The sequence below is a fragment of the Streptomyces sp. NPDC001549 genome (assembly GCF_042894025.1).
Classification (GTDB): domain Bacteria; phylum Actinomycetota; class Actinomycetes; order Streptomycetales; family Streptomycetaceae; genus Streptomyces; species Streptomyces kutzneri.
The window spans coordinates 72,000-85,739 of record NZ_JBIAVJ010000013.1 but is presented as its reverse complement, the minus strand read 5'-3'; the positions used below and the strand labels follow the sequence as shown (position 1 = coordinate 85,739).

The window sequence follows — 13,740 nt, the reverse complement described above, 5'->3', positions numbered from 1 at the left end:
CGTGCCCGGCGGGGCGTTCCCGGCGGGGGCGTGCCGGGCCGGGCGGTCAGGGCTGCGGGGCGAAGACCATCCGGATCAGCGCGGTGAGGACCAGAGCCGTCACGGGCGCGTACCACCAGCGACCGAGCCGGCCCGTGTTCACGCAGACCGCCGTGACCGCGACGGCCAGGAGCTCCACCGACAGGCCGAGCACGGCCATCAGACGGACGGTCTGCGTCACCGACCGGTCCCAGGGCCCCTCGGACTTGGTGAGCAGCGCGTTGAGAAGGAAGAAGCCCGCCACGGTGTGCAGCGCCAGCAGGACGACAGCCCCCGCGGCCGTCGCCACCCGATGGCGTCGGGTGAGCCCCGGTACTTGCCGCTCAGTCATTCAGCGCCTGGTGCGAGCGGGGCACCCGGGCCATGACCGTCATCTCGCCGTCGGGCCTCCCCGCGTACAAGAGCCCCGCCAGTTCCACGAGAAGATGCGAATTTCCGTTGATGGACGCGGCGTTCGCCACATATCCGTCGCTACTCGATGTCATGTCCGCCCCTAGATCATTTGCGGTGAATGATGCTACGGGACGCTGTGCGAACACCCGGGCAACGGAAGGACCCGGGGCCGATCGTGTCGGCCCCGGGTCCTCCTCTTTCCTCCCCTTGACCCCCGTCAGTCACCGGGGAAGTGGCAGGCCACCTCGCGCGCGGCGGCGGGCCGCAGCGGCGGGCGGTCGGTGCGGCAGATCTGCTGCGCCTTGGGGCAGCGCGGGTGGAAGGTGCAGCCCGGGGGTGGAGCGGCCGGGCTCGGCGGGTCGCCGAGCAGCACGATCCGCTCCCGCCGCCGTTCCGCCGCCGGGTCGGGCAGCGGTACGGCGGACAGCAGCGCCCGGGTGTACGGGTGCTGCGGGTCCTCGTAGAGGGACTTCTTGTCCCCGATCTCGACGATCCTGCCGAGGTACATGACGGCGACCCGGTCGCTGACCCGTTTGACCACCGACAGGTCGTGCGCGATGAACACGTAGGCGAGGCCGAGCTCCGCGCGCAGCCGTTCCATCAGGTTGACGATCTGAGCCTGGACGGAGACGTCCAGCGCGGAGACCGGCTCGTCGGCGACGATCAGCCGGGGGCTGGTGGACAGCGAGCGGGCGATGCCGATGCGCTGGGCCTGGCCGCCGGAGAACTCGTGCGGGTAGCGGTCGATGTGCTCGGGGATCAGGCCGACGAGCTCCATCAGCTCGGCGGCGCGGCGCCGTGCGTCCCCCGCGCTCCAGCCCTGCACCAGCAGTGGGTCCGAGATGATCCGGGCCACGGTCTGGCGCGGGTTGAGGGAGGAGTGCGGGTCCTGGAAGACCATCTGGATGTGCTTGCGCAGCGGGCGCATGGCGGACGGGGAGAGGCGGCTGATGTCCTTGCCCTCGAAGGCGACCCGGCCCGAGGTGGGCTCCAGCAGCCGCACCAGCATCCGGCCGGTGGTGGACTTCCCGCAGCCCGACTCCCCGACGAGGCCGAGGGTCTGGCCGGCCGCCAGGTCGAAGGAGACCCCGTCGACGGCGCGCACGGGCGCCCCCCGGCGCCCGGTCACGGATCGCCGGCCGGGGAAGGTCATGGTGAGGTCCTGTACGGACAGCAGCGGTGCGGCCGCGTCCGGCCGGGCCGCCGCTTCGGCTGCGGCGTTCGTGGAAGGCTCGGCTCCGGCGGTCATCGGGACACCCCCGGGGCGGTCGAAGGGAATCCGGGCGCGAAGCCGCCCGGTGAGGACGCGGCGGATCCCGCGAAGTGGCACGCGGCCAGCCGGCCCGCTGCACCGTACGGGCCGAGTACGGGCCTCTCGCCCGAGCAGCGCGCGCTGCGGTCGTCCGGGCCGGCGGCGGCCACCGGGCAGCGCGGGGCGAAGGCGCAGCCGGGGGCGGGCGCGAGCAGGGAGGGCGGGGAGCCGGGGATGAAGGGCAGGGGGACGTCGTCGGCGGTGTCGAGGCGGGGCAGCGAGTCGAGCAGGCCCCGGGTGTAGGGGTGGGCGGGGTCGGCGAACAGCTCGTCCGCCGGGGCCTGTTCGGCGGCCCGGCCGCCGTACATGACGAGCACCTCGTGGGCGACGCGGGCGACGACGCCCAGGTCGTGGGTGATCATCACGACGCCGAGTCCGCGTTCCTGCTGGAGCCGGGCGATCAGTTCCAGGATCTGCGCCTGGACCGTGACGTCCAGGGCGGTGGTCGGCTCGTCGGCGATCAGCAGGTCGGGCTCGCAGGCCAGGGCCATGGCGATCATGGCGCGCTGGCGCATGCCGCCGGAGAACTGGTGCGGGTACTCCCCGGCGCGGCGGGCCGGTTCCGGGATGCCGACCTCGCCGAGCATGTCGACGGCGCGTCTGCGGGCGGCGGCCCGGCCGGCCTTGAAGTGCACCCGGAAGTGCTCGGCGATCTGCTCGCCGACCGTGTAGTAGGGGTGCAGGCTGGAGAGCGGGTCCTGGAAGATCATGGCCATCCGGCGGCCTCGGACCTTGGACAGTTCCCTTTCCGGCAGCCCGGTCAGCTCCCGTCCGGCGAGGGCGACGGATCCGCCGACCTCGACCGGGCCCCGGTGCAGGCCCATGACGGCGAGCGAGGTGACGGACTTGCCGGAGCCGGACTCGCCGACGATGCCGAGGGTGCGTCCGGCCTCGACGGTGAAGCCGATCGAGTCGACGGCCCGCACGGTCCCGCGCCCGGTGGTGAAGGTGACGTGCAGGTCGCGTACTTCGAGAAGCGGAGCGGCCGCGGCCATTCAGTACCTCACCCTCGGGTCGATGACGGCGTACAGGAGGTCGACGAGGAGGTTGGCGACGACGATGAAGAAGGCGGCGAGGAGGGTGACGCCGAGGACCACGGGCTGGTCGGAGTTGACCAGGGCGCCGTAGAACAGCCGCCCGATGCCGGGGAGTCCGAAGATGGACTCGGTGATGACGGCTCCGGCGAGCAGTCCGCCGAGGTCCATGCCGAAGATGGTGAGGATGGGGGTCATGCCGGAGCGCAGTCCGTGTTTGACGACGACCGTGCGCTCGGGCATGCCCTTGGCGCGGGCGGTGCGGATGTACGGCTCGGCCATCGCCTCGATCATCGAGCCGCGGCTCTGGCGCGCGTACATGGCGGCGTAGAGCAGGGCGAGTGCGATCCAGGGCAGGGCCAGGTTCGAGGCCCAGGCCAGGGGGTTGTCGGTGAAGGCCTGGTAGGTGGGGTAGGGCAGGAGGCCGGCGACGCGGATGACGCCGTAGATGAGCATCACGGAGGTGAAGTACACGGGCAGGGAGGCGGCGGCGACGGCGCCGACCATCAGGGCCTTGTCGGTGGCGGTGTCCTTGCGCAGGGCGGCGGTGACCCCGGCGCCGAGGCCGAGGAGCAGCCACAGCGCGGCGGCGCCCAGGGCGAGGGAGGCGGAGACCGGGAGCCGGTCCATCAGCAGGTCCCACACGGGCAGCGAGTTCTCGTAGCTGTAGCCGAGGCAGGGGAAGTCGCAGGCGACGGCGTACTGGCCGGTGCCGAGGGTGCGGCCGGTGAAGATGCCGGTGAGGAAGTCGGTGAACTGCCGCCACAGGGGCTGGTCGAGGCCCAGGTACGTGCGTACGTCGGCCAGGCGTTCGGCGCTGCAGGTCTTGCCGCAGGCGGCCGCGGCCGGGTCGGCGGGCAGGACGTAGAAGATGAGGAAGGTGACGGCGGCGATGGCGAGGAGCACGCCGGCGAGGGCGAGCAGCCGGCGGCCGAGGTAGAGGATCAACTGCGGCCGCCCCTCGGGTCGAGGATGTCGCGCAGGGCGTCGCCGAGCAGGGTGAAGGCGAGCACCGCGAGGAAGAGGAAGACGCTGGGGATGACGAAGTACATGGGGTCGGTCTCGTAGTAGGCCACGGACTCGGCGATCATCTGGCCCCAGGAGGGGGTGGGTGGGCGGACGCCGACGCCGAGGTAGCTGAGGGCGGCCTCGGTGCTGATCATTCCGGGGATCAGCAGGGTGGTGTAGGCGATGACCGGGCCCGAGACGCCCGGCAGGATGTCGCGGGTCAGGATCCGCCAGGGGCCGGAGCCGCCGACGCGGGCGGCGTCGACGTACTCGCGGTGTTTGAGGGAGAGGGTCTGGCCGCGGACCACGCGGGCGACGCCGGGCCAGCCGAAGACCCCGATGACGGTGGTCATCAGGACGATCCGGTTGACGTCCTTGGCCACGGACAGCATCGCGATCATGAAGATCAGCGAGGGGAAGGACATGGTCAGGTCCATGAGCCGGGACAGGATCGTGTCGGTGCGGCCGCCGAAGTAGCCGGCGGCGATCCCGGCGGCGGTGCCGGCGACCACCACGATGGCGGTGGCGGCGAAGGCGATCAGGAGGGAGACCTGCGCGCCGTTGATCACGCGGGCGAACAGGTCGCGGCCGGTGACGGGTTCGACTCCGAGCCAGTGCTCGGGGCTGATCCCGCCGAGGGTGCCGAGCGGCTGTCCCCCGAGGTAGGGGTCGATGGCGGTCTTGTCGAACTCGTTCGGGGACCAGCCGCCGAGGGCGCCCAGCCAGGGGGCGGTCACGGCCATGAGGACGAAGAGGAGGACGACGCAGAGGCTGACGCGGACGGCGGGGCGGCGGCGGAGTTCCCGCCGGGCGAGCTGCCAGGGGCTGCTGCCGGGGGCTGCCGCGGGCGGGACCGTGGCGGGCAGGACCGTGGCGGGCGGGACCGTGGCGGCATCGGGGGCCGGGGCCGTGCCGGGGGCCGGTGCGCTGCCGGGGGCGCGGGGGGCACCTGGGGCCGGGGGGCCGTCGGGGCCCACGGGTGCCCGGTCGTCCGGGACCGGCGCTGTGGTGGTCATGGTGTCGAGGGCTCCGGATTCCTCAGCCCTGGCTCTTCGAGGGGTCCTTGAGGCCGACGGTGCCGTAGTCGATGGTGCCGGTCCACACCGGGTGGCCGAAGGCGCCCGCGATGTTGGTGCCGACGAGGAGCGGCTTGCGCTCCAGGAGGAGCGGAACGTTCGGGGACTTGGCCATCAGGGCGGCGTCGAGGTCGATCCAGGCCTGGTTGGCCTCCTTGGCGTCGGCCATGGCGTTGATCTCGTCGATCCGCTTCATGGTCGCCTCGTCGCGGAACTGGCTGTAGTTGCCCTGGTTGCCCTTCTCCTTGATGGTGCGTCCGTCGAAGACGAACGGGATCCAGGTGGAGCCGGAGGGGTAGTCGGGGCACCAGCCGGTGAGGGTCATGTCGGGGGTGGTGGAGAGGTCGCCGATGACGTCGTAGTAGGCGCCCGGGTCGACGGTGTCGATGACGACCTCGATGCCGGCGCGGGACAGGCCCTGCTGGATGGCCTCCGCCTTGCCCTTGTCGCCCGTGGAGACGGCGAGGGAGACCTTCAGGGTCTCCTTGCCGGCGGCCTTGAGGAGTTCCTTGGCCTTGGCCGGGTCGCCGGCCGGGGCGATCTTCAGGACGTCGGCCTGCTTGCCGCCGGAGAGGGCCGGGGGCAGGTAGGCGGTGGCGATCTCGTTGAGGGCCGGGCCGCCGCCCGCGGTGATGACGGCCTCCTTGTCGACGGCGTACTGCATGGCCTCGCGGACCTTCGGGTCGTCGAAGGGGGCGCGGGAGTTGTTCAGGTGGAGCATCTCCGTACAGCCCTGGGACTCGGCGAGCAGCCGGGCCTTGATCTCCGGCTTGGGCAGCACCTTGGGGGCGCTCTCGGGGCGCATGTCGGCGTACTGGACGGTGGAGGCGTCGGCGCCCTCGCCGGCGATGATCCGGTCGTCGATCTGGCCGCCCTTGAGGCCCATGACCACCACGAAGCGGTCCGGGTAGGCCTTGCGGACGGTGTCGGTGCCCGGGTCCCAGTGCTCGTTGCGGACCAGGACCAGCTTCTTGTCGCGGTCGTACGACTCGATCTTGTACGGGCCGGAGGAGAACGGGCGGGCGTCGTACTGGGTGCCCTTCTCCTGGGACTGGGGCACGGGGGCGAAGGTCGGCAGGGTGGCGGTCGCGGAGAACTCGGCGACCGGGCGCTTCAGTTCGAAGACGATCGTGCGGTCGTCGGGCGTCTTGACGGAGTCCAGGTGCTGCCCCTGGAGCGGGCCCTTGTAGCCCTCGGTCCCGGCGAGGTACTGGGCGGCGTAGTCGGGGCCGCCGGTGAGGTCGGGGCTGAAGGAGCGCTCGACGTTGTACTTGACGTCCTGGGCCTTGACCGGCGTGCCGTCCTCGTACTTCACGCCCTCCTTGAGGGTGAAGGTCCAGGTGCGGCCGCCGTTGGAGGAGGTACCGAGGTCGGTCGCGAGGTCGGGGACCAGCTCGCTGCCGGCCTTGCCGGGCTCGGCCTTGAAGGTGACGAGCGTGCGGTAGAGCAGCCGGGTGCCGAAGTCCATGGTCGGCATGGTCCAGTTGCGGGCGGGGTCGAGGTGCGCGAAGTCCTGGTTGGACAGGACGGTGAGGGTGCCGCCCTTGACCGGGGTCCCGCCGAGGATCTTGCCGTCGTTGGCGGCGGCGGGGTTCACCCCGGAAGCGGCGCCCTCCTTGCCCTTCCTGGTGTCGGAGCAGCCCGAGGCGCCGAGTGCGAGAGCTGCCACCAGGGCGGTGGCGAGGGCGAGTTGGGTGCGCTTGGTCATGGTCACTCCAGTGAAGGGCCGCGCTCTAGGATGTGACCGGTAACATAGTAATGTGAAATTGCACTGACAAGGGGTTGGCGCCGCCGTTATCCAGCCGTGTCCCAAACGGCCGGGCGGCGCGTCGGCGCGACAGCCGGCCCGGCGGGCGGGAACATGCCGGGTGTGATCACGCAGGCCAAGGCCACGCAGCCGCGCAGGAGTTCACGGCGCCGCGAGCCAGGACCGCTGGAGCCGGGACGACGACGCGAGCCGGGGCGGCGGGACTTCCTCACCGCGGTGGGGGCTGTGGCGGCGACCTTCGCGCTCGGGGTCCCCGCGCGGGCCACCGCCGGTGCCCGGGACGCCGCCACCGCCGCCGAGTACGTCGACGTCCAGCTCCTCGACATCACCGACCTGCACGGCTATCTGCAGGGTGCACCCGGCAGCAACTCCGTCATCGTCGGCAACGGCGGCCGCAGCTACACCGTCGGCGGTGTCGCGTACATGGCCGCGCACCTCGAACGGCTCCGCGACGGGCACCCCAACTCCCTGTTCTTCACCCCGGGAGACGCCTTCTCCGGCTGGGAGTTCGACGCCGCGGCCTTCGCCGACGAGCCGACGATCGAAGCCCTCAACCGCATGGGGCTCGACTTCGCGACGGCCGGCAACCACGAGTTCGACAAATCGCCCGCCATGCTCCAGCGCCACATGGAGCAGGGCATCCCGTTCCCGGTGGAGGGCCGCGACGCCTCCTTCACCGACTCCTCCGGCCTGCGCTTCCACGGCGCCGACTTCCGCTACTACAGCGCCAACCTCGTCCGGGGCCAGGACGGGCGGACGGTCCTGCCCGCCTACAACATCGAGCGGGTACGCACCGCGGACGGCCGGGAGCTGCCCATCGGGTTCATCCACCTCACCGCCGTGGGCAGCGAACTGTTCCCCGGCTCCTACCAGCCGGGCCTCGCCACCCTCGACGAGGTCGCCACCGCCGACCGCTACGCGGCACTGCTCAAGAGCCAGGGTGTGAACGCGATCGTGCTCAGCCTGCACGACGGGGCGGTGGCGGGAGCCGACTTCAACGGCGGCGCCGACCCCTCGGGGCCGGCCCTCGACCTCGCGCTGCGGGTCTCCCCGGACATCGACGCGATCGTCACCGGGCACTGGCACACCCGGTTCAACATGATGGTCCCCGACCCGAACGGCGTCCCCCGCCCGTTCGTCGAGGCCGGCTGCTACGGCCAGGTCATCAACGAGATCAACCTGCGGCTCGACCCGCTCACCGGCCGGGTGATCCGGGAACTGACCGTGTCCACCAACCACCCCAACACCCGTGACATCGCCCCTCATCCGGAGCTGCAGGAGGTCGTCACCTACTGGGCGGGGCAGGCGGCCGCGCGCGACCGGAGCGCGGTCGGGCGGCAGAGCGGCTCGTTCCTGCGCGCCCGGAACACGGCGGGCGAGAGCACCATGGGCAACCTGGCCGCCGACTGGGCGCTGTGGGCGGGCAGCAGGCCCACCGATCCCGAGAACGACGCCAACATCCACCCCAACGTCCCGGCCCAGCTCGCCGTGGTCGCCGTGGCGCCCCGGGTCGGCCAGGCGGTCATCGCGGGGGACCTCGTCCTCGACCGGGCCTCGGGCGGCACCGTCACCTTCGGCAGCGCCTGGCGGGCCATCGGGTTCGGCGATCCGATCGTCAGCGCGTGGGTGACCGGACAGCGGATCCACGACGCGCTGGAGGAGCAGTGGACGACGACGGAGAGCGGCGAACTGCGCTTCGCTCCCCTCGCCGTCTCCCGCAACGTCCGCTACAGCTTCGACGCGCGGGGTCCGGTCGGAGACAGGGTGGACCCCGCGGAGGTCTTCGTCGACGGCGTCCCGCTGGACCTCGGCCGCAGTTACCGGCTCGCGGCACCCTCGTACACGCTCCTCGCGAGCGACGGCTATCCGGCCCTCTCCGAGTTCCAGGAGCCCTACCGGCACCAGCGGGACTTCGAGAGCTTCGTGGCGTACGTGCGGGAGACGGCGGTGCTGACCCCGCAGCCCAGGGGGCGGGTCACGGCGGCGAACGCGAGCAGCGGGGCGGCCGAGGTGGGCGCCGTGGTGGAACCGCCGGTACTGCTCCTGCCCGACGGCACGCCGGTACCGCGCCCGGAGGCGGCGATCATCTCGGCGGACCGGCCGCTGCCGGCCCGTGGCGGCGGGCGCCCGCCCTGCTGATCCGCCGTCGGCCATCGGCTGCCGGCCGCCTGCTGCCGGGGGGCTACTGGAGGCCGGAGCCGAGGCCTCCGGGGACGCGGCCGACCGGTTCGTCGCGGCCCTGGGCCCACAGCGAGCGGACGTGGCCGAGGTGGCGGAGCATGCACTCCTGCGCCGCCTCGGCGTCGCCGCTCAGCATCAGGTCGAGCAGCTCGATGTGCTCCTCCGCCGAGGAGACCAGCTTGCCGGCCTCGTCCAGGCCGGTGAGGCCGTAGAGCCGGGACCGCTTGCGCAGGTCGCCGACCGTCTCCACCAGCCGGTCGTTGCCCGCGAGGGCCAGCAGGGAGAGGTGGAAGCGGCGGTCGGCCTCCAGGTAGCCGATGAGGTTGTGCTCGCGCGCGCTGGTGACGATCTCCTCGGCGACGGGACGCAGCGCCTCCAGCTGCTCGGCCGTGGCGATCTTCGTGATCCGCCCGATGGTCGGTACCTCGATCATCGTGCGCAGCTCGGTGAACTGGTCCAGGTCGCGCTCGCTGACCTCGGTGATCCGGAAGCCCTTGTTGCGGACCGGCTCGACCAGTCCTTCCCGGGCCAGGTCGAGCATGGCCTCGCGGACGGGTGTGGCCGAGACGCCGAGTTCGGCCGCGAGGCCCGGTGCGGAGTAGACGCTGCCGGGGCGCAGCTCACCCGCTATCAGCGCGGCCCGGAGTGCGTGGCCGACCTGGTCGCGGAGGCGCTCCTGGGCCTTGATGAGACTGTGCTGCTTCAGGTCACCCATTGCTTTTCCTCCGAGACCCCCGACACCACCGACGAGGAGGGGAACAGCGTACAATGTCACGTTGCGCTGCTCACACTCCGGCGGCCTCGAACAGCGCGACCGCCACAGCGAGATCTTCCCAGGCCATGCCCACACTCTTGAAGAGCTGTGGACAACTCCGCGGCCCGGCCGCCGGCGTCCGGCCGCCCACCAGGTCGGCAAGGGTGCCGGCGATATGACCGGGCCCGATGGCCCCCTCGGCCTCCGGGACCAGGAGGTCCCCCGCCTCGCGCAGGGCCGCCGCCCGGGACTCCACGTACACCGCCGCCCGTCGCACAAGGGCGGTGTCCGTCTCCCGGGCCGTCGGCTCGTGCGAGCCGACGGCGACGACGGTGGCGCCCGGCCCGACGAGGCGCCCGTCGAAGAGGGGTTCCCGGGCCGTGGTGCAGCAGATCACCAGATCGGCGTCGGCCACCTCCTTCGGCGTGCCGGTCCGGGCGGCCGGGCCCAGGGTCCGGGCGTACGCGGCGAGCCGCTCCGCGCCCCCGGGATCGCGGGCGACCACCACGACCTCGGCCAACTCCCGTACGGCCAGGGCCGCCTGCAGATGCCCGTACGCCTGCGGCCCCGAGCCGAAGAGCACCAGGCGCAGCGGCCTCCCGGCAGGTGCCAGGTGGCGCAGCGCGAGGGCGGAGACCGCCGGGGTGCGCAGGGTGGTCAGCGCCGCGCCGTCGAGCAGGGCCAGCGGGCGCAGGGTGGGCCCGTCCAGGAGGAGGTAGGAGCCTGTGATCCGGGGCAGCCCGCGGGCGGGATTCCCGGGCGCGACCCCGGCGATCTTCACCCCGGCGTACGAGCCGGACGCGGCCGGCATCAGCAGCAGTTCGCCCCCGGGTACGGCGAGCGCCGTACGCTGCGGGGAATTCTCGGGGTCGAGGCCGCTGAGCAAGGCGGCGGCCAGCGCATCGGCCGCCGCGGCCGGGGCGAGCAGACCAGCCATGTCCTCTCCGGACAATTGCGGGAGTTCAGGCATCGCAGAGCCAACCAACGTGACGGATGGTAAGCTCCCGACTGCGTAGCGAGAACCAAGCGCGCATTGTGAAGTCCCAAGGCTTGTCGTCTCATCCGGGCTGGTTTCAACCCGGCTGGTGCTGATCGCAGAAGACTCGATCGTTCGCTGAGCGATGGAGCAGCGTGAGCCAGGAATCCCACTCCTCGTTGAGCGGGAGGATTCAAAGGAGGAATCCGGTACCGAGCGCGTCGTGCGGGTCCACCACGAAGGCGTGTTCGCCGGTGCGGTGGGCGGTGCCGGTGACCTCGGTGACCCCGTCGCCCAGCATCCGCCCGGTGAACACCGTGCCCGTGACCGACTCGTGCAGCAGGTCCTCCCCCGCGCCGAGCCGCCCGTCCTCGGCGAGCAGCGCGAGCCGCGCCGAGGTTCCGGAGCCGCAGGGCGAGCGGTCGATCTGCCCGTCGGCGAAGACGGTGACGTTGCGCTGGTGCGGCCCGAAGGGGGTGTCGGGCAGCTCCTCGTACAGGATCACCCCGTAGACCCCGGAGAGCAGCGGGCCGTCGGGGTGCCAGGTGGCGGGGTGGGTGGCCAGCGCCGCCCGGATCTCCTGTCCGGCCCGGACCAGGGCCGGCAGCGCCGCCCGGGAGACGTCCAGGCCGAGGTCGCGCGCGCTGACGGCGGCGTAACAGGCCCCGGCGTGCGCGATGTCCGCCTCGGCCAGCCCGAACGAGGTGGCGACGGGCACCTTGCGGGCGCCGACCCGGGCCGGGACGTTGCGGAAGGTGACCCCGGTGGTGCGGCCCCCGCCGCGGTGGACGGTGGCGGTGACCCGCCCGGACGGTACGTCGATGCGCACCGGGGCGTCCCCGTCGTCCGGGGCGGCGACCCGGCCGGTGTCCACGGCCCAGACCCCGAGGGCCATGGTGCCGTGGCCGCAGGCGGTGGAGTAGCCGTCCTTGTGCCAGAACAGCACGCCGAAGTGGGCCCCTTCGTCGTCGGCCGGGACCACGAACCCCCCGTACATCCCGGCGTGCCCGCGCGGCTCCTGCACGAGCAGGCGCCGTACGTCGTCCAGCGCGCCCCGGCGCGGGGCGGTTCCGGAGCCTCCCGGGCCGATGACGGTGGCGCAGCACTCGGCGACGGTGTCCCCGGGGACCGGCGGCATGCCTTCGGCGGCGACGTCCACGATCCGGAAGGGCTCGCCTGCGGTGTGGTAGTCCACCGTGCGGACGGTGTTCAAAGGAGGAAGCCTCCGGGGAAGGGGTCGGTCGGGTCGAGGAAGTACTGGGCGGTGCCGGTGATCCAGGCCCGGCCGGTGACGGTGGGGACCACGGCCGGGAGGCCGCCGACGGTGGTCTCCCCGACCAGCCGGCCGGTGAACTCGGTGCCGATGAAGGACTCGTTGACGAAGTCCGTGCCGAGTTCCAGCAGGCCGCGGGCGTGCAGCTGGGCCATCCGCGCGCTGGTTCCCGTACCGCAGGGCGAGCGGTCGAACCAGCCGGGGTGGATGGCCATGGCGTGCCGGGAGCGGTGGGCGTCGGAGCCGGGGGCGGCGAGGTAGACGTGCTTGACCCCGGCGATGGAGGCGTTCTCGGGATGGACGGGCCGGTCCGGGCCGGCGTTGACCGCGTCCATCACCGCCAGCCCGGCGGTGATCAGGTCGTCCTTGCGGGAGCGGTCGAAGGGCAGGCCGAGAGCGTCGAGTTCGACGAAGGCGCAGAAGTTGCCGCCGTAGGCCAGGTCGTAGGTGAGGGTGCCGAAGCCGGGGACCTCGGCCTTGAGGTCGAGCCCGACGCTGAAGGAGGGCACGTTGGTGAGGGTGACGGCGGTGGCCGCCCCGTCCTCGACCCGGACGTCGACGCTCACCAGCCCGGCCGGGGTGTCGAGCCGGACGGTGGTGACCGGCTCGACGACCGGCACCATGCCGGTCTCGACGAGGACGGTGGCGACCCCGATGGTGCCGTGCCCGCACATGGGGAGCAGGCCCGACACCTCGATGTAGAGGACGCCGTAGTCGGCGTCCGGGCGGGTCGGGGGCTGCAGGATGGCGCCGCTCATCGCGGAGTGTCCGCGCGGCTCGTACACGAGCAGGGTCCTGACGTGGTCCATGTGCTCGATGAAGTGGAGCCGCTTCTCGGCCATGGTGGTGCCGGGGATCACCCCGACTCCCCCGGTGATGACCCGGGTCGGCATGCCCTCGGTGTGCGAGTCCACCGCGTGGTAGACGTGGCGCGTACGCATGTGCGGTCCCCCGGACGGCTAGTTGAGGCCCTCGGCGAGGGCCTTCTCGGTGGCGGCGCGGACGGCGGCCTCGGTCTCGCCGGTGAGCGGGAAGCGCGGCGGCCGGGTGGCGCCGCCGGGGCGCCCGGCCAGGTCCATGGAGAGCTTGATGGCCTGGACGAACTCGGTCTTGGAGTCCCAGCGCAGCAGCGAGTGCAGGGACTTGTAGAGCGGCAGGGCGGTGTCGAGGTCCCCGGCGACGGCGGCCCGGTAGAGCTGGGCGCACGAGCGCGGCAGGGCGTTGGGGTAGCCGGCGATCCAGCCGACGGCGCCCGCGAGGGCGAGTTCGAGGAGGACGTCGTCGGCGCCGATGAGCAGGTCGAGGCCGGGGGCGAGCTCGGCGATCTCGTAGGCCCGGCGCACGTCGCCGCTGAACTCCTTGACGGCGACGATGGAGCCGTCGGCGTACAGCCGGGCGAGCAGGTCCGGGGTCAGGTCCACCTTGGTGTCGATGGGGTTGTTGTACGCGACGACGGGCAGCCCGGCGCGGGCGACCTCGGCGTAGTGGGCGCGTACGGCGTCCTCGTCGGCCCGGAAGGCGTTGGGGGGCAGCAGGAGTACGGAGCCGGCGCCGGCCTCGGCGGCCTGGTCGGCCCAGCGGCGGGCCTCGGCGCTGCCGTAGGCGGCGACGCCGGGCATCACGCGGGCGCCGTCGCCCGCCGCTTCGACGGCGGTCCGCACGACGCGCGCCCGCTCCTCGTCGGTGAGGGTCTGGTACTCCCCGAGGGAGCCGTTGGGGACCACGCCGTCGCAGCCGCCGGCGATCAGCCAGGCCACGTGCTCGGCGTATGCGTCGTGGTCGACGGTGAGGTCCTCGCGCAGCGGGAGCGCGGTGGCGACCATGATTCCGTGCCAGGGGCGGGTGCGGGGCGCGGGGGTGTGCGCGTAGGTCATGTGAGAGCTCCCTAGAGTGGTGTGTGACATTTTACTAGCGGGTGCGGCGTGG

The 13,740-nt window shown here is 72.5% G+C and carries 13 protein-coding genes; 1 reads left to right on the top strand and 12 read right to left on the bottom strand.

Annotated features, from left to right (window positions below):
- Positions 1–46: 46 nt before the first annotated feature.
- The 7 genes from ACFY04_RS21950 to ACFY04_RS21920 form a co-directional block, all read right to left on the bottom strand.
- Complete coding sequence (locus tag ACFY04_RS21950; RefSeq protein WP_389118912.1) at positions 47–370, bottom strand: hypothetical protein; 324 nt, start codon at positions 368–370, stop codon at positions 47–49.
- On the bottom strand, positions 363–524 hold the full coding sequence (locus ACFY04_RS21945) for a hypothetical protein (protein WP_389118911.1): 162 nt from the start codon (positions 522–524) through the stop codon (positions 363–365). Before ACFY04_RS21945 ends, ACFY04_RS21950 begins: the two co-directional genes overlap by 8 nt.
- Positions 525–649: 125 nt before the next feature.
- A complete protein-coding gene (locus tag ACFY04_RS21940; RefSeq protein WP_389118909.1) occupies positions 650–1,681 on the bottom strand; it encodes an ABC transporter ATP-binding protein in 1,032 nt (343 codons plus the stop codon).
- The gene (locus tag ACFY04_RS21935) at positions 1,678–2,739 is read right to left on the bottom strand and encodes an ABC transporter ATP-binding protein (RefSeq protein ID WP_389118908.1); all 1,062 of its coding nucleotides are present in this window, start codon (positions 2,737–2,739) and stop codon (positions 1,678–1,680) included. Before ACFY04_RS21935 ends, ACFY04_RS21940 begins: the two co-directional genes overlap by 4 nt.
- Positions 2,740–3,726: an ABC transporter permease gene (locus ACFY04_RS21930; RefSeq protein ID WP_389118906.1), complete on the bottom strand. Its 987-nt coding sequence runs from the start codon at positions 3,724–3,726 to the stop codon at positions 2,740–2,742. It lies immediately after the preceding gene.
- The gene (locus ACFY04_RS21925; RefSeq protein ID WP_389118904.1) at positions 3,723–4,802 is read right to left on the bottom strand and encodes an ABC transporter permease; all 1,080 of its coding nucleotides are present in this window, start codon (positions 4,800–4,802) and stop codon (positions 3,723–3,725) included. The genes ACFY04_RS21930 and ACFY04_RS21925 overlap by 4 nt, the downstream gene beginning before the upstream one ends.
- A 22-nt stretch (positions 4,803–4,824) precedes the next feature.
- A complete protein-coding gene (locus tag ACFY04_RS21920) occupies positions 4,825–6,570 on the bottom strand; it encodes an ABC transporter substrate-binding protein (protein WP_389118902.1) in 1,746 nt (581 codons plus the stop codon).
- A gap of 225 nt (positions 6,571–6,795) precedes the next feature.
- On the opposite strand from ACFY04_RS21920, the gene ACFY04_RS21915 reads away from it, so the two are divergent.
- Positions 6,796–8,769, top strand: coding sequence for a bifunctional metallophosphatase/5'-nucleotidase (locus ACFY04_RS21915; RefSeq protein ID WP_389119095.1), 1,974 nt, complete (start codon positions 6,796–6,798; stop codon positions 8,767–8,769).
- Between the two features lie 43 nt (positions 8,770–8,812).
- Here ACFY04_RS21915 and ACFY04_RS21910 read toward each other — a convergent pair whose 3' ends face one another.
- From ACFY04_RS21910 to ACFY04_RS21890, 5 genes are all read right to left on the bottom strand, one after another.
- A complete protein-coding gene (locus ACFY04_RS21910) occupies positions 8,813–9,526 on the bottom strand; it encodes a GntR family transcriptional regulator (RefSeq protein WP_030719658.1) in 714 nt (237 codons plus the stop codon).
- A gap of 70 nt (positions 9,527–9,596) precedes the next feature.
- Complete coding sequence (locus ACFY04_RS21905; RefSeq protein WP_389118900.1) at positions 9,597–10,502, bottom strand: ornithine cyclodeaminase family protein; 906 nt, start codon at positions 10,500–10,502, stop codon at positions 9,597–9,599.
- A 232-nt stretch (positions 10,503–10,734) separates the two neighbouring features.
- Complete coding sequence (locus ACFY04_RS21900; RefSeq protein ID WP_389118898.1) at positions 10,735–11,754, bottom strand: proline racemase family protein; 1,020 nt, start codon at positions 11,752–11,754, stop codon at positions 10,735–10,737.
- On the bottom strand, positions 11,751–12,755 hold the full coding sequence (locus ACFY04_RS21895) for a proline racemase family protein (protein WP_389118897.1): 1,005 nt from the start codon (positions 12,753–12,755) through the stop codon (positions 11,751–11,753). Before ACFY04_RS21895 ends, ACFY04_RS21900 begins: the two co-directional genes overlap by 4 nt.
- Before the next feature lie 18 nt (positions 12,756–12,773).
- The gene (locus tag ACFY04_RS21890; protein ID WP_389118896.1) at positions 12,774–13,688 is read right to left on the bottom strand and encodes a dihydrodipicolinate synthase family protein; all 915 of its coding nucleotides are present in this window, start codon (positions 13,686–13,688) and stop codon (positions 12,774–12,776) included.
- Positions 13,689–13,740: the final 52 nt, after the last annotated feature.